This is a genomic window from Sphingomonas sp. 77B, assembly GCF_056497825.1.
On record NZ_JBWMBY010000001.1, the window covers coordinates 648,762 to 673,275 of the forward strand.

The following is a 24,514-nucleotide window of genomic DNA, read 5'->3' on the forward strand; positions in this document are numbered from 1 at the left end:
CGTCAGCCAAACTGGGATCGCCGAAAGCCTGACGTCCGACAAAAAGGCGCCATTCCGGCGATCGATGGCACGCCATCCCGTGCCGTTCGTTCACAGGATTCGATGGGAGATGCTCGTGATAGACCTGAATAGCGCGACGGCCGCGGAACTGGATGCCGTGCCCGAGTTGAAGGGCCATGGTTTCGAGATCGTGAGATACCGTGACGAGCGTGGCCGCTTCAGCGACGTCCGCCAGCTCGAGGAAGTGCCGGGCCTTGCTGGCAAGTGGAGCGGGGCCGAGGCCGCCGTATCCATAGAATGACGGCCATCCATCCCGTGAAGACCCGGAATCAGGCATTGGGGCTTGCTATCGAGCTCCCCAAATTCGGCGGCGCGATTGCTACCGCGTCGTGACTGATCTTTAGGGAGCGGGCGACCCAATTCCAAGCTTCATGCCCGGTGCGGTGCCGACGGCTTTGGCGGGGGGCAGTGGTACACGACGAACGGCCGGGCTATGGTGGATCGTAGATGCCGATCCGGCCTCCTCGTAACACAGGACCAGGATCGTACCCAGCGGCGCAGTGGTAAGGATCAGCAGGAAAAGCCCCATCAACCATCCGCTGGTCTCCAGCGGCTGTGAGTAGCTGCCACTGGGCTGCATGGACGGGTTTGGTCGCATCGATCGCCTGCTGGCCTTTCTGGGCTGGACCGGGCGATCTGGGGCAGCCTGATGAGGTGATGGCCCAGGCCGTGAGCGGTCGTAGGCGGCGCGAGCGTCCGCCTTGCCCAGAACGGCATACGCCTCGTTGATCTCTTTCGCGCGAGCAGAGACGTCCACGCCATGATTGGCATCGGGGTGATATTGACGAAGCAGCGCCTTCCACGCGGAGTGGATAGTATCGCGACTTGCCGTTGAGGGCACCCCGAGAACGGCATAATAGTCGGGCGATAGAGTCATCCGGTTTTCACCTGTCGCAAAAACGCCAGAACAAACGTCCACCTGGCGGTCGATCGCAATCGAAACCTCCAGGCACTCCGAAAAGCGGCCTTTGGCACCGACCGTCACATGGCCATCATTGCCATACGCAAATTTGGAGCGTTCGACAAAACTACAATCGCTTCTACGTGCGAAGAGGTGAGTTTCGGGAAGCCTGGGCGGGAAGCCGTTGCCGTCATAAGCTTGCCCCTCGCCCCGCTCGCCAACCGAATAGCGGCCGAAAAAGCAACATTCCCACGATCCTACCATGGTTCTCATGTCCGCGACCTCGAAGGCGATACGATCCGGATTGCGGCCGCGCTACGATACCGCTAGCTGTTGCACATGAGCAATACAGTTAGTGCGATCAAGGCGGCAGTCCGTGGCGGTTTAATGGTGCTGGCACCTTTCGCCTCCGTGGCGGACGCCAGAACGAACGCCGTGCTGCCGGATATGACAGAGGTTCTTCGGGCGCAGCACGTAGAGAGCGCGTCGGTCGCCTTGATCCGTGGCGGGCAGATCGTCTCGACGCAGGCTTGGGGCATGGCTGGCCCCAATCGCAAGGCCACCGACGCCACGCCGTACAATCTCGCCTCGCTGACGAAGCCGCTTACGGCGGAGGTCATCCTGCGACTGGTGTCGGCTGGCAAGCTGTCGCTGGACGAACCGATGGACCGCTACTGGAGCGATCCCGACCTGTCGCGCGATCCCCGGCGGATGAAGCTGACAGTTCGCATGGCGCTCAGCCATCGCACCGGCTTGCCGAACTGGCACGATGCCAAGGGGCTGGCGTTCGATCACGATCCCGGCACGACCACCGGCTATTCGGGCGAGGGATATCAATATGCGGCGCGCTATGCCGAGCACCGCACCGGGCAATCGTTCGAGACGCTGGCCGGGCGCTGGCTGTTCGCTCCGGCTCACATGCGCGCCTCGGGCTATGTTTCGGCGCAAGGCGAGACGGCGCCGATCGCCGTGCCCTATGACGACGCAGGCAAGCCGCTGCCGGTAGAGCGGGTGACGCGATACAATGCCGCCGATCTGGCCCATGCCACCGCGCGGGATTATGCCCGCTTCCTCATCGCTGCCCGCAACGACCGCGGTCTGACCAGGGTCATTGCAGCCGAACGCAGCAGGTCGCAGGCCGATCTGACGCCCGACCTATGTACCGGAACGAAAGCGACCACCTGTCCGCCCTGGACCGGCTTCGGCCTTGGCTGGCAGCTTCTGGGCTTTCCTGGTGGAACGACGATGCTCCACACCGGCAAGGATGCCGGGGCGTTCACCTTCGCCGCGATCGACCGGGCGAGCGGCGATGGCATCGTCATCCTGACCAACAGCGATAATGGTTGGCGGGTGATCCTGCCGATCCTCGAACGCACGGCCAGCGATCCAAAGCTGATCGCCTTCCTCCGTGGCCAGATGAGCTGACGGGACCGCAGCCCTGACGGCCGCGATCGAGGAACGCGAACATCACTTCTACGAACGGATGAAAGGACGATGTGCGGATATCTTTAGCTTTGCGATGGTATCGGCAAGCGGGATGGCGCTTGTCCGATGACCAGCGTCTTCAGTCGCCATGGCGAGACGATGGGTCAACCAGCCGCAGATAGGCGAAAGCGGCGTAGCCAACCGCCAGCATGACCGATGTCAACAACGGGCTTGCAACCTCGCCCAGCGTCGCGCGCATCTGATTGAGCGGGACGAAAGCATGCACCCCCGCCGTCGACGGGATCAGCTGCGCAAAGGCGGCAACGAAGCGCGGCATCTGATCGAGCGGGTAGGTGGCACCCGTCAGGAAGAAGAAGGGAACCGACGTCGGGCCGAGGATGTAGATCGCTCGCTCCGCCTGGTCGAAGGTGCTGCCCGCCAGCAGCCCCAGCGCGGCGACCGCAGTCGCGAAGATCGGCACCACCAGCAGCATGCCGGGCACGTTCCCGTCGATCGGCACCCCCTGGATCCAGAAGATCAGGCCGAACAGGAAATAGCAGCCGAGCATGCCGACCGAGGCGAAGGCGGCGAGCGTGCCGCCAAATTCCGCGCGTCCCATACGCCAGCAGCCCGTCCGCCGCCGGCCGCCCATGAAGGTCGCCGCGCCGAACAGCAGCGTCTGCTGGATGATGATGACGGCCACCGAGGGAAAGACATAGCCCTTGTAACCGCCGGTTCGGTTGAACAGCGGCTCCTCGACGACCGTGACCGGCGGGCCGGTGCGCCCGAACTGCCCGCCCGGCAGAAGGCGGGTCTTCGCGATGTCCTGGACGACAGCGGTCACCGCCTCGCCGATCGTGCTGGCGCGGAGCAGATAGGTGGCGTTGACCCAGACCGCGATTCCCGACCCGGCCGTCCCGGCCTGCAGCTGGCGTTCCAGACCGTCGGAGATCAGGATGATCCCGTCGGCCTTGCCGCTGCGCATGTCGGCGCGCGCGGCCGAGAGGTTACCGGCCACCGCCACGACGTGAATGGCACGGGTGGCATCCAGGTCGCGAATCATGGCGCGGCTCAGCGCACCGGCATCCTGATCGACCACCACCACGGGCAGCTTGCGCGGTGCCTCATGCGCATAGGGGGCGGGATAGTAAAAGGCATAGAGGACGACCGCGAGCAGCATCGTGCTGAGCAATGTGCGCGAGGTGAGGATCGCGCGCCAGGTCGCGAGGAACGCCGCAGAGAAGGTCATGCCCGCCCTGCCCGTGCCCGGATGACGGCGAGCGCACCGCCGCCCGCGATCCCGACATAGGCGATCAGCGCCAGGGTCGGCGGAACCGCTGCGGCGACCGTCTGACCGCTCACCTGCCCCATCTGGAGCGCGATATAATGGGTGAGCGGCAGCACCTCGCTCCAGATCCGAGCAAAGGCATTGCCGCCATTCAGGGGCAACGTCGCGCCCGAATAGGCGAGCGCGGAGCCCGCATAGACGGCGCTGGCCGACAGCGCGGTGGCGGTTTCGCGCGTGACCGCCACCAGCAAAGCGGCGATGGCGGCGGTCGCGACGTAGAATAGCGTCTGACCGCAGGTGATGAGGACAAGACTGCCCTCGACACGCCAGCCGCGCGCCAGGGTCAGGTAGAGAAGCCAGACAAGCCCCCAGCCGCTGATCGCCACGACATAGGGCAGCAACTTGCCCGCCATCGCCGCCCCCACCCCGCCGCTGTCCTTCACCCAGGCCGCAAGCGACTTATCCTCGAGTTCGCGGCCCAGCGCCATCGCGCAGACACAGGCCGCGATCAAATGCAGGACTGCGGGGAAGATCAGCAGCCCCAGAAACCATTCGAAGCTGACCGGCGCATTGCCCAGCGCCGTCGCCTCCACCACCAGACGCCGGACGCGACCCTCCGGCACGGCATGGTTCGGCAATTGGCTGGCGGCGATGGTGGGAAGCGCCGCCGTCACCGCATCTCCGGCCGCGCGCGCGACCTGCCCGCCAGCGGTCAGAAAGCTGCCATTATAGAGGATGCGGACGACCGGCTCGCGATTCCGGGCGATGCTTTCGCCGAGTCCTGCGGGAATGTGCACGAACCCCATGATCGTGCCGGTACGGACGGCGCGCACCGCGGCGGCCTCGTCGCGGAAGCTGCCGCCGGGGCGGATGAGGGGCGATGCGTCCAGAGCGCGGATGATCGCCCGGCTCGCGCCGCTGCCGTCGCTGTCGACGATGCCGAGCGGCAGTTGGCGAAACGGCCCCTGCCAGAACAGCGCGGCGACGATGAATATCAGGATGCCGGGCAGCAGCGTGATCCCCGCCAGATCCCAGCGATCACGGCGAAGGTGCCGCACCTCGCGGGCGAGCGCCCGGCGGAAGGCGGTCATTGCGGCCAGTCGAACAGGACGCTCATGCCTGGGCGCAGCTTGGGTATCGCGGATACGGGACGCAGTCGGATCTCGAAGGTGCGCACGTCATAGCCCGACGCCTCACGCGTCGCACGCCAGGTCGCGAAGTCCCCGCGCGGCGCGACGAGATAGACCCTGAAGGCGGCGTCGCGTTGCAGCGCGGGGATATGGCCGTTCAGCACCAACCCGACGCCGATCGCGTGATACCGATCCTCGCGCAAGTTGAGTGCGACCCAGGGATGGTCGATGTCGATGACCTGATAGGCGGGAATGACGGGGCTGACGACCTCCCCCGGCCGCACCAGCTTGCGCGCGACCTCTCCCGCGATCGGCGACACCAGCCGCGTTTCGCGCCCGAGGGCGTCGGCGGTGCGCAGCGCAGCCTCGGCGATGCGGACCTGCGCGTTGGCGGCCTGCCGGTTCTGCGGCCGCGCACCCGCCAGCGCCTTGGCATATTGCTGGCGGGCAGCCTCCGCATTGCGGGCGCTGCTGTCGCGGGCCGCAGCCGCTTCGTCGCGGCGCTGGGCGGCGACCACACCCTCGGCATAGAGATTGGCGGTACGTCGGCTGGTCACCGCCGCGAGATCCGCCGCCGCCTGCGCCGCCTGCCACGTCGCGCGCAGCGTCGCGATATCCTCCGCCCGGGCCCCCTCGTTGGTTTCGGAGGCGATGGCGCGCGCCGCGTCGAGCGCCCCTTGCGCCTGCGCCTGCCCGCCCGCGATCTCGGGGCTGGACAAGGTGGCAAGCAGCGCCCCCGGCCGGACCCGCTGCCCCTCCTCCGCAATCAGCCGATCGACGCGGGCGAGCGCCTTCGTCCCGACATTGACCTCGTCGGCATCGACCATGCCCTGCAGCTGCTCGGGCACCGGGCGGCTCGCCAGCCACAGGCCCAGCGCGATGACGATCACGACGATCAGCCCCGCGACGATCGCGAACAGCCGCTTGCCACGCGCTGGCGGGGTGGTGGCTTCGTCGGTCACTTCTCGTCCCCCAAACGTCGGTCGGCGCGCGCCAGATAGGTGGTGAAGTCGTCGACCCGGTGGCTGGCCGCGAGCAATCCGGCGAGCGCGAGATCATATTCATAGGCAGCCGCGATCCGCTGGCTTTGCGTCGTCGCCAGCACCGCCCGGGCATCGACGAGCGACGAGGACGGCGCCTCCCCTTCCGCGAAGGAAAGCTGCTGCACCCGCAGATTCTCGCGCGCCGCCGCGAGGTTGCTGTCGAGCAGCAGGAAGGACCGCCGCGCGGCCTCGACCAAATTCCAGGCGCGCACGATCTCGGCCGCGACGTCCTTGCGCGCCTGTGCCGCCGCATCGGCCGCGGCGCGTTCCTGCTCACGCGCCGCATCCAGCGACTTCTTGCGGTCGAAGTTGGACAGCAGCGTGTAACGCAGGCTGACGCCCGCGACCCAATCGGGTTCGGTCGGCAGCGCATGGTCGCGGTTGGCATTGTAGCTGCCGAACGCAAAGGCCTGGGGACGGTATCGCGACTTCGCCAGGTCGACGCCCGCCCGCGCGATGCCGCGTGCAGCGTCGGCACCCTGCGCGCGCGGCGAGGTGTCGATCCCGCCCAGGAAGGTGTCGACCGGCGGCAAGGGCGTCGAATTGACGAACAGCGGCGTCAGCGCCGTTATGCCCTGCGGCTGATCGAGCAGCCGCGCCAACGCATCGGCCGCACTCGATTCCTCGAGCTGCGCGCGCAGATAGGCCCGCTCTGCGGCGTCGCGGGCGACCTGGACCTGAAGCACGCGGGCATGCGGGATGACACCGTTCTGTTCGAGCTTGCGGGCGTCGGACAGATGGCGATCGAACCCCGCCAGCGTCTCGCGGGTCGAGCGCGTCAGCTGCGATGCCACCTGCCGCCCGAAATAGCTGCGGACCAGGCCGACGCGGGCCAGGTCGCGGCCCCCGGCCTGCTTGGCCCGCGCCACGTCGACGGCGGCATCGGCGCCAGCCTGGACCGCCGGGATCGCTCCGCCAGTGTATAAAGGCATGGCTGCGGTCACGGCAGGCCGGAACACCGTGTCGCGCGTCTGATACTGGAGGGTATCGGGAATGGCCCCGAAGATCGTCGGCAGCGCCGCACCGACCCGCTGGACCACCTGCCCGACGATCTGCTGCAGACCGACGGGGAAATTGCCCGGAAGCTGCGACAGGAAGTCGGCGGCCCCGGTCGCCGCATTGTCCCTCGCGCCGGTCAGATCGACGGACAGCGTCTTTTGATAGGCGATGACGCTGGCAGAAGCGCTGACGACCGGGCGGCTAAGACTGCGCGTGGCGTCGGCGATCAATTCGCTTGCGCGGACGGCATGGTCCTCACCCGAGAGACCGGGCGATGCGTCGTCGAGGCTGGCCAGGGCCGCATCGAAGCTGAGCCCCGGCGGCGGCTGCGCCGCATCCGGCGGCGCCACGGTCTGAGCCTCCGCCTGCACGATCCCGGCACAGGCGAATGATGCCAGCAGTGCCAGCCGTGCCGCCGGACGCCGCATCACGCCCTTGCCTTGCCGCCGTGCGGACGGACCCCGCACAGGCCGGTCATCGGGCGATCGCTCCGACAGGATTGCTTCCCGCCTTCGGCCCGCATGCGATCCCCCTCCACCTATCTGCATGACAGAGCACGAAATGTCGCAGATATCGACGGTCGTGACAATAGCGTCACGATCGCAGACCAGCGAACCGAACCGGCCTATTCACCACCGGCCCGGCCAACCGTTCCGGTGGTGGCGTTGTCAACGCCGCGTCAGCAGCACCGGCCCGATACCGACCTTGATGCGGAGTAGTTCATACGGCTTGCGACGCAGGTCGCGGCCGCCATGAAAGCCTGGCTGGCGGTGGAGCTGGTTCGCGGTGAAGTAGAGATAGCCATCGGGGCCGATCGACAGGGTATCGGGCCAGCTGATGCGCGGATCGCTGACCAGCGTCGACCAATGACCGCGATCGAGCACCCGGATCGCATTATGTTCATAGTCACCGGCGAAGATGCGCCCCCGATCATCTTCGGCAATGCCGTCCGACGCGCCTTTGCGCCCCATGCTGCGAACCGCTCGGCCAAGTTGCTCTTCCGATACGGACGGATCGCGCAGCATCGCCGTGGGCACGGCATGCAGGGTGCGGCCCGAGAGCGGCCCGTAATAGAGCATGCTGCCGTCGGCGCTCAGCGCGATGGCGTCGCTGGCGATGGCGACCGGCGTCGCAGGCCCGCTGGCCGGGCGGTTCATCAGCACCTCGCCGTCGACGACCGGCGTGAAGCCCGGCTCCGGGTTGGTCGTCGCGTGGCCCGACAGGCGGCGGATCGCCCGCCCGCTGGCGATGTCGACGACGATGATGCCGCCGACGCCCGCGTTGCTGCTGTCGGTGATATAAGCGGTGCCCTGCTCCCCCTGCCGCAGGTCGAAGCGCACGTCGTTGAGATAGGTCGTCGGCAGCACGACGCTTGGGGGCAGGACGATGGTCTTGACCACCCGGTTGGTCGCGAGGTCGATGGCGACCAGCTTCGCGCCACCGGCCTGGGGCGGCGCGAATTTCGGTGCCGCCGTGTCGAGCACCCAGAGGCGGTTCGCGCCATCGGCGACGACGCTCTGCACCGAGATGAAGTGACCGGCCGGGTCGGCAGGATCAGGGCGATTGGTCGCGGCGTCGGGATAGGGCACCGCCTTGCCGTCGACCAGCTCGGCGACCGTGAACGGTGCCTGGTCGCCCCATTGCGGGAAGTTGACGAAGATGCGGCCGTTGGGCGCGACGGTCACGCCGGTCGGCATCGCGCCGTCGAAGGCGGCGACCCGCTCGATCCGGGGGGCCGGAGCCGCATCGCGGGCCGCCGCGCCCGGCGCGACCGCAGCGACGGCAATCGTCGCGAGGAGCAATTTGGCGGGCCGTTTCATCGCGTCATCTCCTTCAGGATACGGCCCGCCTCATGCGGCTCGGATCGGAGATATTGCGGCGGCGCCTCGACCGAAGCGCCGAGCGCGGCGGCGGCGTGCCAAGGCCAGCGCGGATCCCACAAGACGGTGCGCGCAATGGCGATGGCGTCCGCATCCCCGTTCTGCAGGATCTGTTCGGCCTGCTGCGGATCGGTAATCAGGCCGACCGCGATGACGGGCATCGTGACCGCATCCTTGACCGTCCGCGCCAGCGGCACCTGATAGCCGGGACCGACCGGAATCTGCTGACGCGGATCGAGGCCCCCGCTAGAGACATGAATGGCGGCGCAGCCGCGCTGTTCCAGCGCCTCGGCGAATTGCGCGGTTTCGTCGGCCGTCCAGCCGCCCTCGACCCAATCGGTCCCCGAAACGCGGACGGTCACGGGTCGGTTGGCGGGAAACGCCGCGCGCACCACGTCGAAGATTTCAAGTGGGAACCGCATCCGATTTGCGAGACTGCCGCCATAGGCATCCTCGCGATGATTAGAGAGCGGCGAGAGGAATTCGTGCAGCAGATAGCCGTGCGCGGCATGGATCTGGATCGCCTCGATCCCGAGCCGCGCTGCCCGTCGGGCGGCGTCCGCGAAGGCATCGCGGATCCGCGCCAGTCCCGCCTCGTCGAGGGCGACGGGCGCATAATCGGTTTCGGCATAGGGCATCGCACTCGGCGCGACCGTCTGCCAACCATTTTCCGCATCCGGCGCGATCTGCGCGCCGCCATGCCACGGCTTGGCACAGCTCGCCTTCCGGCCAGCATGTGCCAGCTGGACGACGAGCGGCACGTCCGACCAGCGGCGCACGCTGTCGATCACGCGCCGCATCGCCTCCTCGGTACGGTCGTCGTACAGACCGACATCGCCATAGGTGATCCGCCCGTCCGGGCTGACTGCGGTGGCTTCGATCGTCAGGGCGCCCGCCCCCGCCATGGCGAGCTGGCCCAGATGAATCTGGTGCCAGTCGGTCATCGCGCCGTCTTCGGCGGAATATTGGCACATCGGCGCGATGACGATGCGGTTGGCGAGGCTGAGCCCGCCGACTGTCAGCGGTTCAAATAGTCGGGCCATCACGCGTCTCCCTTGGAGGTCAGCGACGCCGCAGGATCGACGACGCGCAGCATGGTCTGGAGGTTCCGCACGATCATGCCGCCTGATCCTTCAGAGCGTCCATCACGAGCTCCGCCGTACGGGTCGCGCTCGCCGGGTTCTGGCCGGTCACCAGATTGCCTTCGCGCAGGGCGAAGGGGGCGAAGTCCGGGCCTGCCTCATGCTGTCCGCCGAGTTCCTTGAGGCGGGTTTCGAGCAGGAAGGGCACGGCCTGGTCCAGTCCGACCGCGCGCTCCTCACTATCGGTGAAGCCCGCGACACGCCGACCGGCGACGAAGGGCGTGCCGTCCGCCTTCTTGGCCGAAACCAGCCCCGCCGGGCCATGGCACACGGCGGCGACGATCTTGCCCGCGCGGTCGAACCGCTCCACCAGCTGCGCCAATTCCGCGCTGCCGGGATAGTCGAACATCGTGCCGTGGCCGCCGGGCAGGAACAGCGCGTCATAGCCGTCGGGATCGATGTCGGTGAACACCGGCGTATCCGCGACCTCGGCCTTCAGCGCCTCGTCCTTCAGATAGCGCTCGACCGAGGCGTCATTCTCGCCGTCCGCATTGACGCTGCGCTGGTCGACCGGCACCGCGCCGCCTTTGATCGAGGCGAGCGTCACGTCGGCCCCGGCATCGCGAAAGACGTAATAGGGGGTGGTCAGCTCTTCCAGCCAGACGCCGGTCGGTTCGGTCCCCGGGGTCATGCGATCGGCGGACGTGGTCACCATGAGGATACGGGTCATCGTCAAAACTCCTGCTGCGCGGACGTCGCGAACATGGGGTGCCCGCCGCCGCACCCATGACCACGAGGCCGTAGGGTTGTGCGATCCGGCAACGGCGACCGGGCGTTCGCTTCCGTCCTTGTGCCCTTCAGATAGGTCATCGCAGGCATCAGCAAATCCAAGCGGAATGGCGATCGGCCATAATACAGGTTATGGAAACCAAATGTCCCTCTTACAGTTGCGCACCTTTGTCGAAGTCTACCGACGCCGGTCGCTGAGCGAGGCCGCCCGCGCGATCGGCATCACCCAGCCCGCCGCGTCCCAGCATATCGCCTCGCTCGAGGCGCAGCTGGGCCACCCCCTGTTCGATCGCCATTCGCGCGGCGTACGGCCGACGGCGATCGCCGACGACCTGGCGGCATCGATCGGAGGCAGCCTCGACACCGCGGAAGCGGCCCTTGCCTCGGCGCGGGCGCGATCCTCGCGGATGTCCGGCACGGTCCATATCGCGGCACCATCGGACCTTCTGGGCGAGATGATAACGCCCCGGCTGGCGCCGCTGCTGGATATGGGGCTGGACCTGCGCCTCCACATCGGCGGGCGCGACGCCCTGTACAGCCTGTTGCTGGAAGACAAGGTGCATCTGGCCGTGACGGCATCGCAGCCCGACGATGCCCGGCTTGCCTTCCACGAGCTGGGCGAGGAGGATCTGCGCGCCGTCGCCTCGCCTGCGGTGGCCGAGCGGATGGCGGGCCAGCCGCTGGCCGATGCGCTGACACGCATACCGCATCTGGCGTACGACCTCGATCGCCCGCTGATGCGCACCTGGCTAGAAGCCAACGGACTCGAACTGGCCCGTCAGCCCGCCCTGACCGCGCCCGACCTTCGCGTGCTGCGATCTGGGTTGTGCGCGGGGCTCGGCTGGACGGTCCTGCCCGGCTATCTGACCCACGCCGAGCGTGCCGCCTGCACGCTTGTCGAGATAGCCGCGCCGATCAGGGTGCCGCGCAATACCTTCTACCTCGTCTGGGCGCGATCGTCGCTGCGCCACCCGCGCGTCGCGCTGGCCCGTGATGCCTTGATCGCCGCGCTTCGGATGGGAGCCTGATTATCGCCCCCTCAAGTCGCTGACGACTGGTGGCCCACAGAGGCAGATGCGGTGAGGCCGAGACGCGGGCGTCCGCCGGGATGCCGCCCGGCGGAAGCTCCGACGCCTCAAGGCAGGCCGCGTCGGGCGAAGCGCCCCGGCGCATAGGCGCTCGGCTTTGGCGTACGCTGAAATGTCGCCCGGTCTACCGCGACCAGGCCGAATTGGCTCTTGAAGGCCCCCACCCGTAATTGTCGAGCGACATGACCGAGCCACCATCCGTCCAACCCCAACCCGATCGGTAGCCGACCGCGGAAAAAGAGCGAAAGCATACGTCATGTCCGATGAGAAGGACAAATTCGTCCCGGCACGCGCCGGAGAACCGCGATCCGGCGACAATGCAGACCATGCCGAAGCTCCGCAGACTTTAGGCACTCGCACACAGGCTTAGGTCGGATCGACATTCAGCGTAACCATATCATGGCGGCGGCGAGATGTACGAAGCCGGTGAAGTGAGCAGTTCGGCGGTCGTAGCGGGTGGCGAAGCGGCGGAAATGTTTGAGGCGTCCGAAGCATCGCTCAATCTGGTTGCGGTGCCTGTAGATGTCGGCGTCGTGCGGGATTGCGACCTTGCGATTGCGTTTTGACGGGATGACAGCGGTGGCGTTCATGCCTGCGATCCGGTCACGCAAGTCGTTGCCGTCATAGGCTTTGTCGGCCAGCACCGCCACGGCGTGCTGACCTTCGAGCAGATCAGATGCGGAGGCGATGTCGCTGGCTTGCCCCGGCGTGATGCGGAACCGCACAGGGCGACCGAACGTGTCGGCGAGCATGTGAATCTTGGTTGTCAATCCACCTCGGGAACGCCCCAGCGCCTGATCCTTGGCCCCCCTTTTCCGGTCGCAGCCTGCTGGTGTGCTCGAACGATGGTGCTGTCGATCATCAGATACTGGTTGTCCCGGTCGGCCGTCAGCGCCTCGAACACCTGCTCCCAGACGCCGGCGTGGCACCAGCGGCTGAAACGCCGATGCACCGTCTTCCACTTGCCGTAGCGTTCCGGCAGGTCGCACCAGTGCGCTCCCGAGCGCAGCACCCACAAACATCCGTTTACGAACAATCGGTTATCTGAACCCGTTCGGCCGGGATCAGTCGTCTTGCCCGGAACCAGCGACGCAATCCGCGACCACTGCGCCTCGCTCAACTCGTAACGCTTGATCCCCATCACTCCCTCCGCGCTTTGACACGGAGGCCTATGAATCAGCCTGCAGCGGCTTTGGGAAGCCTGAATGTCGATCCGGCCTAGGATAATTCCTTCAGCGCTTTGGCGAAGAGATCAATGTCGTTCATCGAGGTAAACAGGGAGGGCGTCACTCTTACGCAAGCGCCCTTGGCTGCCCCCACGCGATGAACAGTGAAGACGCGGTGCCGTTCGATCAGTCGCTGAGCAAGCGCGGCGTTGGCCTTTGCGGTAGTTTCGCCTTTGACCCGGAAGGACGTGATGCCCCCATGCAAGGTGGGATCGTCTGGCGTCAGTATTTCAATGCCGGGGAGCGCCCGTGCCTTCCGTACCCAGCCATCGCGAAGGGCGCGCAGCCGGGCGGCGCGCGCGGCCCGATCGACCTTGTGCTGGAATGCGAGCGCGGCGGGGACGGTCAGCCAGGAAGCGTAATCGAGCGTCCCGGTATGGACACGGGCCATGACGGTGTCGAGACCGTCGGCGTCTTCGGCGGGATCACGGTCGATCCGGGCGAGCGCGCCTTTGCGAATATGAAGAATGCCTGTGCCGAGCGGCGCGCCGAGCCATTTATGCCCGTTCAGGCCGACAAAATCGCAATCCAGATCGGGCAGAGCGAAGTCGAGCTGTTGCCAGCTATGTGCCGCATCGACGATGACATCGATACCACGCATACGCGCCATCGCCGCGATCTCCCTGACCGGGATCACCAGGCCGGTACGGTGGCTCATATGGGTGAGCAGGATCAGCTTCAGCCGGGGTTCGTCGGCCATGACCTGCGCATAGGCGTCGATCAGGCTGGCACGGGTCGCCGGTTCGGGCAGCGCGATGCGGCGGACCCGGACGCCGCGACGTTTCGCCAGGCTCTCCATGCACGCCTGCATGCTGTCATAGTCGAGGTCGGCATGGAGGATCGCGTCGCCTGGGCTCAGCCGGTTATAGCCGAGGATCAGCGCTTTCAGCGCTTCGGTGGCGTTGCGGGTGAAGGCGATCTCGTCCGCAGGCACCCCGAGCTCGGCGGCGACGGCGGCACGGGCGGCGGCAAGGTCGGCCAGCATCCCACGGCGGGCGTAATAGCTGGTGTCGCGGTTCACGCGCGCAACCGTCTGTTCGTACGCGGCGCGAACCGGGCGAGGCATGGCGCCCCAATTGCCGTTTTCGAGCTGGATGACGTCCCGCGGCACATCATAATCCGCCGCGACCGTCGCCCAGAACGCTTCGTCGTCCGGGGCGGGGCGTGCCGGACGGCCGGCACGCACGGGCAGCGGAAGGGTCGCGGCCATCCCGCCAGCCAATAGTGCACGCCGGTCGATCATCAGAAGCTCAACCCCAGCCGGACATAGTAACGACCGCCATCGGTGTCGTAGGGGGCGTTGCGCGAATAGATCAGGCCGCGATTGGCCTGGTTGGTCGCCTCGGCCGGATAGGTGCCGAAGACGTTCTCGGCCCCGCCACGAACCGAGATGTTCGGCGTCACGCGATAGGTAAGTGACGCATCGAATAGCGCCAGGCCGCCGAAGCGCTGGAACAGTTCGCCGGTCGCGTTGCCCGTCACGTCGGTCCACGGCCCGTAATAACGACCGCGCAGCATCACGCCGATGCGGCCTATATCATAACCGAGCGTGCCGGTCGCATTGTGCTGCGGCAGGCGTTCCTGGAAGATGCGGCGCTGCGTGTCGTTGGCGATCGCCGCGCTCGTGCCGCTGCGCACGGTGGTGCGGTTATAGTTATAGGCCAGCGTCGCGCTCGCCCGGCCGTTGCCCAGGGTGCGGGCATAGCTGACCACGACGTCGACGCCGCGCGTGCGGGTGTTGAAGTCGTTGGTGAAGTAGCTGATCGAGGTGAAGCGGTTGGGATTGGCGAAGCCCGCCGGGATGGGTATGGTTGCCGACTGGCTGAAACGGTCGTCGACATCGATCTGGTAGAGATCGACCGTCGCGCCCAGCCCGATATGCGTCTGCGCGACGAGCCCGGCGCTGATGTTGCGCGAGGTTTCGGGGCGCAGCGGCTTGGCGCCGAGCGCGACCGCGAGCGGATCGGTGGGGGCTAGGCGTCCCTGGTTGAAGACCTGCAGCGTCCGGGTGTCGAGGCCCTGGCTCACTACCCGCGTGTTGAGCTGCGCCGGGGTCGGCGCACGGAAGCCGGTGGAATAGGTGCCGCGCAGCGCCAGCCATTCGACCGGCTGCACCCGGCCGGAGAATTTATAGGTGAATTTGTCGCCGAAGCTGGAGAAATCCTCGTAACGCCCCGCCGCGCCGAGGGTGAGCATCGTGATCGGGTGCCATGCCAGGTCGACGTAACCGGCGTTGCTGATCTGCTGGAAACGGCCCGCCTGTTGCGGGCCGAAGCCGGGGAAGCCGTTGGAATTGGGAGCCAGGCCGGTCGCAGCGCCCGCACCGATCGCATAGGAGGCCGGATCGCCGACGCCGACCGCATAGCGTTCGATCCGCCGCTCGCCGCCAAAGGCGATGTTGAGCGGTTCGATGCCGCCGACGGGCAGGCGATAGACGAAGTCGGCGTTGAAGTTGGTCTCCCGCTGGGTCAGGCGACCCAGATAGAAGCTGGTCGGGCTGGCAGGCCCGAGCGAGGCGTTGAGCGTCTGGGCCAGCGTATAGTCGATGCGGCTGCGCCCCGCTGACGCGCTGAGGTCGTAGCTCAGCGCGTCCGACAAATTGCCGCGCAGGCCGCTGACGAGTTGCAGGTCGGCGAATTGCGTACCGAAGCGCGGCGTGAAGCCCGCCGGGTAGAGGCTGCGGAAGCCGAACCCCGGAAAGGCGCTGCTGGCATTGTAGACGCTGCCGGTATTGCTGGGGTTGCGCCAGTTGAAGTCGGTCACCCCTTCGCCCTGCTGCACCGTGCCGAAGGCATAGATGGTGGCGGCGTCCGCGAGGTCATAGTGCATGTCGAGCGCACCGCGCAGACGCTCTTCGTCGGGCTTGCCCCAGCGCTGCACGGGGTTGGGCACGGCCAGGGTCGGGTTCGCGGCCTGGAAGGCGATCGCATCGGGGCGCTGGCGGGTGCGCGAGGTCGCCTCGGCATGTTCGAACTGGCCGGTGAAGACGATGGCGCCCCTGTCGTCGAGGGCGATGCCGCCGCGCGCGCCGGACTGATAGTTGTTGCCGTCGCCCGCATAATATTGGCTGAACTGGCCGTAAGCCTCCATCCCGGGCTGGTCCTCCAGGATGATGTTGATGACGCCGGCGATCGCATCAGAGCCATATTGCGCCGAGGCGCCGTCGCGTAGCACCTCGATCCGCTTGATCGCCAGGCTGGGTATGCTGGCGAGATCGGGCGCTTGTGCGCCACGCGTCCCGAGCAGCGCCGACCGATGGTAGCGTTTGCCGTTGACGAGGACGAGGGTCTGGTCGGCAGAGAGGCCACGGAGCGTAGCCGGTCGGACGAAGGCCTGGCCGTCTGCGGCGGGGAGGCGCTGCACGTTGAACGAAGGCAGAAGCTGCGCCAGCACGTTATTGAGATCACCCGAGACACTGGACCGGACAAGGGCTTCCGGCAGTACGTCAACAGGTGCCAGGGTATCGAATTGCGTGCGACCACGCTCCCGCGTTCCGGTAACGACAACGTCGTCACTGCCAGCGACATCCGGTGCAGGCTGGCCGATAGCCGATTGGGCCTGGGATGGGTCAGACTGCGCCAATACAGCAGGAGCCAACAGAGCGTTTAGCACCACAACGGCGCCTGCGGTAACGAGTTTCATGGTGAAGCAATCCCTGCAGAGCGGCTCTTTCGGCCTCTGGGAAATGGGCGCTAGAGGCCCTTTGTTTCACCGCAATTGAGGTCCAGCGGCAAAGGCATGTCGTATCAATGAAGCTTTTATGTCAGCTCGCCTAATATTGGCAATTCGATGGAAGCAGCCCCCCTGCCCCATCCTCACGAAGACCCAGAAGCGGTTATTCGGACGAATGCGGCAGTCTCCCGGAAGCGGACGCTCGTTAATCGTCGCCTGATAACTCCCGAAGTTGCCAAGAAGGTCGTGCAACGCCGCCAAGGGGAAGATCACATTAACCCCGTCCCCCGTTTTGAGTTATACAGCCTTGGAAAGCACATCACGATGAACGGCAGCCATCAGCGAACGTGACAGCGCTACGATCCCGTTATCGACGGTGTGATAGTGGACCGTCGCCAGTCCGATGGCAGCCGCGAGCGAAGCAAGAATTATGAAGTCAATGATCGACAAATCGACACCTGGCTCAATGATCCAGAAATCAGTATTCGATACTACCTGTCGACAAGGCAGCTTGGTAAAAGCATTCTGTTTCTGTTTTGACTCGATCGCTTAATCGGGCCAAGATCGAATTCGCAGCATCAGAAAACCCCGGCATATCGTTGGCAATACAATCTTCGGTCCAATGGTCCAGGAAACCACTCCAATCGGCCTTGAGCTGCAGGAGAGCCGCCTCACCGTCGACCCAGGTCTCTCGCCATGCATCGGGTAATATTTCCAGGCGTGTATGCTGGATGACATCGGACTCTTCACGCAGATGCTTGCGGATGACGATGGCCAGGGCATCGAGCTGGACAGCGATGTCGTGAGGCGATGCGGGCTCTTCCTTCAAATCGTCCAACAGGGTCGAGATGCTCGACTCGATATGAACATGGTCTTCGACCAGCCGGGCAAATCCAACGCGCTGCGAATTGGAATATCGCTTAGAGCCCGACCGATAATTAGGTTGAGCGATTTCGGTCAGTTGTGATTCACCGGGGTTTGCGAAGACCTTGGAGGCCACATGGGCTGGACCGAAACCGCTCGTCGCGAGCATGACAGAAGAAGGCTGCGTTACACAAGCGACTGTACCGACGAGGAATGGGCGATCATCGCGCCGCTGCTGGCTCGAACGACGAAGGTGGGCCGCCCACGCCTGCACCGGGCACGGGATCTGTGGAACGCGATCCAGTACCTTGCCGCGACGGGATGCCAGTGGGCGCAACTGCCCCGCGACTTTCCGCCCTTCACGACTGTACAGTACCATTTCTACCGAATGCGCGACAGCGGCCTACTCGATGCGATCAACGCGGTGCTGGTAGCCGGAGTGCGGGTCGCGGAGGGGCGCGAGGCCGAACCGACCGCAGGCATCATCGACAGCCAGTCGGTGAAAACCACTGAAGCGGGTGGGCCGCGCGGCTATGACGCCGGCAAGAAGGTCAAGGGGCGCAAGCGCCACATCGCGACCGACACGACCGGCAACCTGCTCGACGGACTGGTTCTGGCCGCCGATATCCAGGACCGTGACGGCGCACCGAACCTCATCGAGCGCTGTCGCGACGCCTATCCCGCGCTTGACCGTTTCTTCGCCGATGGCGGCTATGCCGGGCAGAAACTGGCCGATGCCATCGCGCATATCGACCGCCTCGTCATCGAGATCGTCCGGCGTTCCGACGCCCACCGCTTCGTCGTCCTGCCCCGGCGCTGGGTCGTCGAACGCACCATCGCCTGGCTCAACCGATGCCGCCGTCTCGCCAAAGACTGGGAGGCATCCGTCGCCTCCGCAGAAGCATGGCTTGTCATCGCCTCCATCAGGCGGATGACACGCCGTATCGCTAAACTCGAATTATGAGTCGGGCTCTTAGAAAACATTGAGCATGTTTCCGTATGCCATGGTGATTTCCTTGCCTGGGGAAAGGGAGGATCTGCTGAGACATGGGCTTGCCGTCGCCATTCGTGGCAAGCCCCATGCCCTATTGGGTCACCCCGGAAAATGAATGCCGCAAAGCTTGTTGCCGTCCGGATCGCGAACATAGGCCAGTTCGATCGTTCCCATGGATGCCGTATGACGGGGTCCGGGCGGCGCTTCGATAGACGTACCCCCCGCTGCCACGGCGATGTCGTGGAATTTCTTGACCTGCTCGGGCGAGTCGCACTGGAAGGCGACGGTTCCGCCGTTCGAAACGGTCGCCGGTTCATCATTGATCGGCTGCGTGACGATGAAGGCGGTTCCGCTCTCGCCCCGATAGATCAGGCGCGTGTGGCCGCTATCGGCCACGTTCCGCATCGGCTCCCCAATGCCGAGCGCTCCCAGCACAGTGTCGTAAAAGCGCTTCGACCGTTCAATGTCGTTCGAACCAATCATCGTGTGAAACAGCACTTTTCGTCTCCTACCGGGGTGCCAGGGGCCTGCGCGACAGATTCCCCCCATTGCGTGGATGGAGCGACTACCTGCCGCCCCATCCCATGTCATGATCCGCCGTCGTTTATGGCATCATCACCGTATCGATAACATGCACGACGCCATTTGACTGCATGACATCGGCGGTGGTGATACGGCCGGTATCGCCCTTGCCGTCCATGATGGCCCAGCCGCCCATCGCCTTCTTGAACATGATCGGCTCGCCCTGAACGGTGGTGTAGGTCGCCGTCCCGCCGTTCGCCTTTGCCTTGGCGGCAATATCCCGGGCGGTGATCCGGCCCGGTATGACGTGATAGGTGAGGATCGACGTCAACTTATCCTTGTTCTCGGGCTGTACCAGAGTGTCGACGGTGCCAGCGGGAAGTTTTGCAAACGCCGCATTGGTCGGCGCGAACACGGTGAACGGGCCCGGGCCGGAAAGCGTGTCGACGAGGCCGGCCGCCTTCACCGCGGCGACCAAGGTGGTATGGTCTTTCGACTGCGACGCGTTCTCCACAATCGTCTTGGTGGGGTACATCGCCGCACCACCGACCATCGGGTTGCGCGGGGCAGCACCGGCGGCGCCGCCGACGGTGAGCGCGACAGCCATCATTGCACCACGGATCATCAGGGTCATCAGATCTCTCCAGCCGCATGAAGCGCGGCTTCCGGATTACGTCGCCAACAGCCCTTTGGACGCAGTGACGCGACACGACACCTTAAATTTCGGCAAGTTTACCCGCAGCCACCACCGGCCCCGTCGGTGTCGACTTGGGCGATCCCCCTAGCGGCTCGATGGATATCGCCAAGGTGGTCCCGGGAACGACCGTGACCTGCGGAGCGATCTTCAGGGGAGCCCCGCCTTCATGACGGATCAGACCTGCGGCGTGGGGGACGCCGTCGCTTCCGATCGCCCATAGCTGTGCGTCCTGCCCGCTCTTTACGGACGGCGCGTCACGCAGCTTCAACGTGCGGCTGGCAGGATCGAAGAACGCTGTGATCGGCGCGGCACGCTCGGGGGTAAGGACGGCAAAGAGCAAGGGGGCAGACTTGGCAGCACGCGGTGCAACGGCTGGCATATCGGGACGAATTACTACGACCGTCAGCAGGATCGCGGCCGCCAGACCGGCCATACCCGCAATCGCTCGCCAAGGTGCCGTACGGTGATTATCGTTGCCACCGACTGCCAGGATCCGGCGTTCCTGATCGGCGCTTGGCGCGATCGGCTCGACCTCGACATACAAGGCAGTCAGATGCCGCCTCCACCAAGCGACGCTGCGTGCAAAAGCGGGATCATCCAGCATCCGCCGCATCGCAGCGGTGCGCTCGTCGCCATCGAGGACCCCAAGTGCCAGTTCGGCGGCAGTCAGATCGGTCTCGTCAGATGTCATCGTCGAGACACTCCTTGAGCCGTTCGAGGCCACGCCGAATCCGGCTCTTCATGGTACTCGTCGGAACCCCGCGGACATCGGCGAGCTCGGCATAGGTAATGCCTTCGAAAAAGGCCGTCCGGATGGCGTCGCGCTGCGTTTCGCTGAGGCGGTCCATGCAGCCGTGAAGTTTGCGCTCCTCTTCGTCCAGCAGCATGCTTTCCAGTGCCAAGCGCTCCGAAGCGGCGGGTTCGGCGACATTGTCCAGCGGCGCGGTCGGGCGCCGACCCAGGGCGCGGTGATAATCGATGGCGCGGTTCCGGGCTATCGTGGCCAGCCAGGCGAATGGACTGGTCTGCCCCGGTTCATAGGCACCGGCGCGCCGCCAGATGATCGCGTAGACCTCTTGCAGAACGTCCTCCGCCGCTTGCCGCTCGCGACATATACGAAGGCAGATCCCAAAAAGCTTCGCAGACGTCAGGGCATAAAGTTGGCGGAAGGCGGCACGATCCTCACGCCCGGTCGCGACCAGGGCTTTGACAAGCTCCTGCCGAGCGTCAGGTTGGTTCATTGTCACCGTTGACGGGATACCGAAGCGCTCATCGGCACGCAACGGGGTGGGTCGGAACGGCGATGCGGTTCGGGGTCCGATCTGCGCGATGCCATTCGCCTTTTTGCTGACGCCCGTCGACGCCAAACCAAAACGCCCCGTATCCCAGCCGGTCGGGTAGCAGAATGACCCAATTACGCCCATTTCATACCGCTATTCTAAATTGCTGTCCCCCGCTGTCAGTTCATGGGAGCTATCTGCCGATCCCTTGAATTTGTGTTGCTAAAATGCGGAAGAATGGGAGTCACTAGGTGGGTTGGCCACCGGGCCTGTCTCCGCAAATCGAACGCGCGGCCATCACATGCCACCTTCTTCTGCGGCGCATCGTACTTATCCGCCAGGATCGGCCGGTCAGATCGAGAAAGCGTTGCTGTATCCCGGCTGCGTGCTGCACAAAGTCATAATAGTCGACTTGATGATGGGCGAGCACCAGTCGTCCGCCGGGGCGTAGCGCCTGGGCGACGCACTTGGCGACGTCCCTCATCGCCTGCGGGGGTAGATAATAGAGCAGTTCTGCGATCACGATCGCATCATACTCTCTTTGCGGGAGTCGCGCAGGCAAAGCCAAGCGGATGGCACGCGCGCGAGGCCAGTCCACGATGGCTCGGGCAGTCAGCGCCGTACCTTCGGGCGTTCCCTCTGTCGCGTGAAGACGCAAGGCACGAGCGGCCATGGCTCGGCTATTCGATCCGTTGCCGCTTCCCAGTTCCAGAACGCGGCCAAGGGGGCCTGGCCCCAAGGCATGCAGGATCGCCGCACGCTTCACGGCTTCGTCCCGGTCGGAGCAAGTCCGCCAAGGGTCATCATTCGCCGCGAATTTGTCGGCAAAATCGGTGAGGTCGATAGGCCTCATCGCGCGTCCTGGGCGAACTGTTCGACCGGGTGGGCGAAGACCACGAGTTCATGGCGTGCGATCGCAAAGCCATGAGGATCGTCGGTGATCGCGCCCAATTGGGTGCGATGCATCCGGATCAGCGATCGCTTCGCCGCCGCCCCGCCCGCCAGCGAAACGGTTCGGCATCGGGCAACCCTCGCACGATGTGGCGGCCAGACCTGATAGGTCATGCGTCGTCCGGCGAACCGAGTATCCCGAAGCACCGCCGCGACAGCCCGGTGATCGGGATGTGCGTCGGTCATGGCGGGTCCGACGAGCATATCCAAACCACGGCACTGACGGATCGCCCGGCCCAGCCGCTGACGACATAGCACCGCTTGAGCGGAAAGGCCGCCATCGGGCAGGTCCAGAAAGGTCACGTGATGACGCGACACGCCCAGACGACGGAGCGCCGACAGGCTTTCCTGCTGGCGCGCGGCAATCAACCGTTCAGGGGGCCATGCCCCACTGTTCGGATGCGAGGCAGCGCCGTTGCTGACCACGATGACCCGAACCGCGCTGCCCTGCCTTCGCAGGGCCTGTATCAAGCCAGCGGCACCAATGATCTCGTCATCGGGATGGGGCGCTACGACGACCGCGCGGCAAACGGCTTTGATATCCAACTTCACAAGCCGGGTACCAACAAACCCTGTCGAACCGCATGACCGACGCGGAGCCTTTGGGCGTCGGGGGCGGGCTGGCGGAGATAGACTGCCAAATCGCTGAGCATGGCCGAGAGAGGATGGCTGTGGAACTGGCCAGCCAGCCCCACCGCCTCGCGCGCAACGACCATCGCTCGTTCGGCTACATCGGCCACCGCCAATCGGGCCGCTGCCACCCGTGACAGCCGCGGCTCGTCCCCTCCTTCGGCATCCTCGAACCACAGCCGCGCCGTCCGCCGGACGATGGCGGCCGCGCCATCGGCCAATGCGAACAATTCGGCCATTCGGGCGGCCTGGAAGGTATCATCGGCCCGCCCCGTCTTAATCAGATGATCGCGACTGAGGTCACAAATACCTGCCATCCCGCCCGCATGAACCGCCACGAAACGCAGCGCGCCGCCGCTGAAAAAGGGTTCACGTGCATAGCTGCCGGGCTGGCCGATCCGATCGGCATCGGTGACGGGGGCATGATCCCAGCGCACCTGATGCGTTTCGGATCGCTGCATGCCGATCACCCGCCACCAATCGGCGTCGATCATCGGCGGCACGCGGGAAAGGTCGAGTAGGAGCAGTTGCACGCCTGCGGACGTGTCCGCCGTGACCAGCGCATGGCTCAGCACACCCGCCCCCGAGGCATAGCTCTTGCCACCGCTCAGCCGCCCGCCGTCCAACCGCAGCGCATCGCCCCGCAGCCCGGCATTCCACACCCCCAGCGTCGCGCCTTGTGCTAAGGCATGGCCCAGTCGGTCGAGCTGCGCGGCCGAGCCATAGCGCCGAACGATCTGCACGGCGTCGACATGCCCCTCGACCAGGCGGGCAAGCGGAAGGTCGCGGCGGCCAAGCTTATACAGACCCGACAACAATGCGATCAGTTCGTCCGCCGTCTGCGGATCGCCCGGAGGATCATCGGCCCTACCAAGACCAGCGATCGCGCCTTTCAGTAGATCGGCCATCATCGTCATGCCGCGACCTCGCACCACTGGCTTTCCAGTTCACGCAGAATATCTTCCGCTGCCGCTAGCGACACCATGACGTCTTGGCGCATGGGTGCGGGGACGATTCGCATGGCGAACGCCTCGCCATTGGGACAATCGCGCGCAACGCCAAGCACATGGTCCGCCGTCAGACCCAGACTTCGCCCCAGCGTCATGCGAACATCGATCTGATCTATCATCACGAAGCTGCGTCGCGCGGCCGCCTGTGCGCGCCATTGCCATGCCGATCCGCGCGGGTCAGCCATGGATGGCAATTCGCCTTGATCCAGCGCCCGCAACACATCGGCCAGGCCCCCCGCGGCCCGTCCGTCGCGCCGAGAGGATGTGTCGACCACCATCGCCCCGTCGCGGCGGACCCGAAAACCGGCCCGCGCCGCGTCATCGAGAAACCGGGCATCTTCGCCGGACGGCAGCGGCAGGAACCCGCCGATCGCGCGATAGGCAGAGGCGTGGACCGCGATGTTGGCGCCACCGCCGAAATGCTGGGTATCCCGCGCCTCCCAAGGCACCGGGTCGACAAGGCGCCGATAGTGGTGGAGCCGATCATAATAGCGCTCGATGCGGCACTGCCGGGGATCGCGGGCGGCATCGAGGCGAAGGATACGCCCGGACACCACATCCGCCTCTTGCAGGGCCCGGCGGCCCGCCGCGATCCAATCCCGATGCGGCATGCTGTCGGCGTCGGTCGAGAATAGCAGCCCTTTGCCGCCCGCCAGACGCTCCAGGCCCATGGCCAGCGCCGTGCGGCGGGCCGCGCCTGCGTTGGGCTCGGTATCCATGGGGCCCCGCGACAGGGTCAGTCCGAAAGGCAAAGCGGCGCGCATCCCCTCGAGCATAGCCAAGCTGCCATCCCGGCAATCATCGAGATAGAGACACAGGTGCAGACCATTTCCGTCAACCGCTTGTTTGGTGATCGCCGCCAGCAACCGAGGCAACAAGGCCGCCTCGTTCCGTGCCGGAACACAGACGATCACGGGGATGTCATCGTCCAGAATCAATCTCCCATGTGTGCGGCCTGCCACCACCGATCCAGATCAATTACG

General features: G+C 65.5%; 24 protein-coding genes. 4 read left to right on the top strand and 20 right to left on the bottom strand.

Annotated features, from left to right (window positions below):
• Positions 1 to 115 precede the first annotated feature (115 nt).
• Positions 116 to 301: a helix-hairpin-helix domain-containing protein gene (locus AC1GI4_RS03010; protein ID WP_479628488.1), complete on the top strand. Its 186-nt coding sequence runs from the start codon at positions 116 to 118 to the stop codon at positions 299 to 301.
• 99 nt (positions 302 to 400) lie between these two features.
• On the opposite strand, the gene AC1GI4_RS03015 is transcribed toward AC1GI4_RS03010, so the two are convergent.
• Positions 401 to 1,234 carry a J domain-containing protein gene (locus AC1GI4_RS03015; RefSeq protein WP_479628490.1) on the bottom strand — a complete coding sequence of 278 codons (834 nt, stop codon included), beginning with the start codon at positions 1,232 to 1,234 and terminating at the stop codon, positions 401 to 403.
• 174 nt (positions 1,235 to 1,408) lie between these two features.
• Here AC1GI4_RS03015 and AC1GI4_RS03020 point away from each other — a divergent pair, with 174 nt between their 5' ends.
• Positions 1,409 to 2,386: a serine hydrolase domain-containing protein gene (locus AC1GI4_RS03020; RefSeq protein ID WP_479628491.1), complete on the top strand. Its 978-nt coding sequence runs from the start codon at positions 1,409 to 1,411 to the stop codon at positions 2,384 to 2,386.
• A 139-nt stretch (positions 2,387 to 2,525) separates the two neighbouring features.
• Here AC1GI4_RS03020 and AC1GI4_RS03025 read toward each other — a convergent pair whose 3' ends face one another.
• The 7 genes from AC1GI4_RS03025 to AC1GI4_RS03055 all read right to left on the bottom strand — a co-directional run bounded on the left by AC1GI4_RS03025 (position 2,526) and on the right by AC1GI4_RS03055 (position 10,538).
• Positions 2,526 to 3,635, bottom strand: a complete 1,110-nt coding sequence (locus tag AC1GI4_RS03025) for an ABC transporter permease (RefSeq protein WP_479628492.1) — start codon at positions 3,633 to 3,635, stop codon at positions 2,526 to 2,528.
• Positions 3,632 to 4,765, bottom strand: a complete 1,134-nt coding sequence (locus AC1GI4_RS03030; protein WP_479628493.1) for an ABC transporter permease — start codon at positions 4,763 to 4,765, stop codon at positions 3,632 to 3,634. The genes AC1GI4_RS03025 and AC1GI4_RS03030 overlap by 4 nt, the downstream gene beginning before the upstream one ends.
• Positions 4,762 to 5,766, bottom strand: coding sequence for an HlyD family secretion protein (locus AC1GI4_RS03035; RefSeq protein WP_479628494.1), 1,005 nt, complete (start codon positions 5,764 to 5,766; stop codon positions 4,762 to 4,764). The genes AC1GI4_RS03030 and AC1GI4_RS03035 overlap by 4 nt, the downstream gene beginning before the upstream one ends.
• Positions 5,763 to 7,313: a TolC family protein gene (locus AC1GI4_RS03040; RefSeq protein ID WP_479628495.1), complete on the bottom strand. Its 1,551-nt coding sequence runs from the start codon at positions 7,311 to 7,313 to the stop codon at positions 5,763 to 5,765. Before AC1GI4_RS03040 ends, AC1GI4_RS03035 begins: the two co-directional genes overlap by 4 nt.
• A gap of 201 nt (positions 7,314 to 7,514) precedes the next feature.
• Complete coding sequence (locus AC1GI4_RS03045) at positions 7,515 to 8,666, bottom strand: L-dopachrome tautomerase-related protein (RefSeq protein WP_433910801.1); 1,152 nt, start codon at positions 8,664 to 8,666, stop codon at positions 7,515 to 7,517.
• Positions 8,663 to 9,769, bottom strand: a complete 1,107-nt coding sequence (locus AC1GI4_RS03050) for an NADH:flavin oxidoreductase/NADH oxidase (protein WP_433910802.1) — start codon at positions 9,767 to 9,769, stop codon at positions 8,663 to 8,665. The genes AC1GI4_RS03045 and AC1GI4_RS03050 overlap by 4 nt, the downstream gene beginning before the upstream one ends.
• 73 nt (positions 9,770 to 9,842) lie before the next feature.
• Positions 9,843 to 10,538, bottom strand: a complete 696-nt coding sequence (locus AC1GI4_RS03055; RefSeq protein ID WP_479628496.1) for a type 1 glutamine amidotransferase domain-containing protein — start codon at positions 10,536 to 10,538, stop codon at positions 9,843 to 9,845.
• Between the two features lie 202 nt (positions 10,539 to 10,740).
• On the opposite strand from AC1GI4_RS03055, the gene AC1GI4_RS03060 reads away from it, so the two are divergent.
• On the top strand, positions 10,741 to 11,625 hold the full coding sequence (locus AC1GI4_RS03060; RefSeq protein ID WP_479628497.1) for a LysR family transcriptional regulator: 885 nt from the start codon (positions 10,741 to 10,743) through the stop codon (positions 11,623 to 11,625).
• A gap of 443 nt (positions 11,626 to 12,068) precedes the next feature.
• Here AC1GI4_RS03060 and AC1GI4_RS03065 read toward each other — a convergent pair.
• The 4 genes from AC1GI4_RS03065 to AC1GI4_RS03080 all read right to left on the bottom strand — a co-directional run bounded on the left by AC1GI4_RS03065 (position 12,069) and on the right by AC1GI4_RS03080 (position 17,616).
• Positions 12,069 to 12,820, bottom strand: a protein-coding gene (locus tag AC1GI4_RS03065; RefSeq protein WP_479630338.1) for an IS5 family transposase whose coding sequence is annotated in 2 segments (ribosomal slippage) — positions 12,069 to 12,490 and positions 12,490 to 12,820 — 753 coding nt in all. Because the reading frame shifts where the segments join, the coding sequence is not laid out codon by codon here.
• A gap of 83 nt (positions 12,821 to 12,903) precedes the next feature.
• A complete protein-coding gene (locus AC1GI4_RS03070) occupies positions 12,904 to 14,154 on the bottom strand; it encodes an aminotransferase class V-fold PLP-dependent enzyme (protein WP_479628498.1) in 1,251 nt (416 codons plus the stop codon).
• Complete coding sequence (locus tag AC1GI4_RS03075; RefSeq protein WP_479628499.1) at positions 14,154 to 16,553, bottom strand: TonB-dependent receptor plug domain-containing protein; 2,400 nt, start codon at positions 16,551 to 16,553, stop codon at positions 14,154 to 14,156. Before AC1GI4_RS03075 ends, AC1GI4_RS03070 begins: the two co-directional genes overlap by 1 nt.
• 508 nt (positions 16,554 to 17,061) lie before the next feature.
• Positions 17,062 to 17,616, bottom strand: coding sequence for a hypothetical protein (locus tag AC1GI4_RS03080; protein ID WP_479628500.1), 555 nt, complete (start codon positions 17,614 to 17,616; stop codon positions 17,062 to 17,064).
• Here AC1GI4_RS03080 and AC1GI4_RS03085 point away from each other — a divergent pair.
• Entirely contained in the window at positions 17,584 to 18,411 is an 828-nt protein-coding gene (locus tag AC1GI4_RS03085; RefSeq protein WP_479628501.1) for an IS5 family transposase, read from the top strand. The genes AC1GI4_RS03080 and AC1GI4_RS03085 overlap by 33 nt on opposite strands.
• Positions 18,412 to 18,540: 129 nt before the next feature.
• On the opposite strand, the gene AC1GI4_RS03090 is transcribed toward AC1GI4_RS03085, so the two are convergent.
• The 8 genes from AC1GI4_RS03090 to AC1GI4_RS03125 all read right to left on the bottom strand — a co-directional run bounded on the left by AC1GI4_RS03090 (position 18,541) and on the right by AC1GI4_RS03125 (position 24,496).
• Positions 18,541 to 18,939: a VOC family protein gene (locus AC1GI4_RS03090; protein ID WP_479628502.1), complete on the bottom strand. Its 399-nt coding sequence runs from the start codon at positions 18,937 to 18,939 to the stop codon at positions 18,541 to 18,543.
• A gap of 106 nt (positions 18,940 to 19,045) precedes the next feature.
• Positions 19,046 to 19,597, bottom strand: coding sequence for a fasciclin domain-containing protein (locus tag AC1GI4_RS03095; RefSeq protein WP_294275453.1), 552 nt, complete (start codon positions 19,595 to 19,597; stop codon positions 19,046 to 19,048).
• 82 nt (positions 19,598 to 19,679) lie between these two features.
• Positions 19,680 to 20,351, bottom strand: coding sequence for an anti-sigma factor (locus AC1GI4_RS03100; protein WP_479628503.1), 672 nt, complete (start codon positions 20,349 to 20,351; stop codon positions 19,680 to 19,682).
• On the bottom strand, positions 20,341 to 21,027 hold the full coding sequence (locus AC1GI4_RS03105) for a sigma-70 family RNA polymerase sigma factor (protein ID WP_479628504.1): 687 nt from the start codon (positions 21,025 to 21,027) through the stop codon (positions 20,341 to 20,343). The genes AC1GI4_RS03100 and AC1GI4_RS03105 overlap by 11 nt, the downstream gene beginning before the upstream one ends.
• A gap of 160 nt (positions 21,028 to 21,187) precedes the next feature.
• On the bottom strand, positions 21,188 to 21,793 hold the full coding sequence (locus AC1GI4_RS03110) for an SAM-dependent methyltransferase (protein ID WP_479628505.1): 606 nt from the start codon (positions 21,791 to 21,793) through the stop codon (positions 21,188 to 21,190).
• A complete protein-coding gene (locus AC1GI4_RS03115) occupies positions 21,790 to 22,443 on the bottom strand; it encodes a PIG-L deacetylase family protein (protein ID WP_479628506.1) in 654 nt (217 codons plus the stop codon). The genes AC1GI4_RS03110 and AC1GI4_RS03115 overlap by 4 nt, the downstream gene beginning before the upstream one ends.
• Positions 22,440 to 23,438, bottom strand: coding sequence for an acyl-CoA dehydrogenase (locus AC1GI4_RS03120; protein WP_479628507.1), 999 nt, complete (start codon positions 23,436 to 23,438; stop codon positions 22,440 to 22,442). The genes AC1GI4_RS03115 and AC1GI4_RS03120 overlap by 4 nt, the downstream gene beginning before the upstream one ends.
• A complete protein-coding gene (locus AC1GI4_RS03125; protein ID WP_479628508.1) occupies positions 23,435 to 24,496 on the bottom strand; it encodes a glycosyltransferase family 2 protein in 1,062 nt (353 codons plus the stop codon). The genes AC1GI4_RS03120 and AC1GI4_RS03125 overlap by 4 nt, the downstream gene beginning before the upstream one ends.
• Positions 24,497 to 24,514 lie beyond the last annotated feature (18 nt).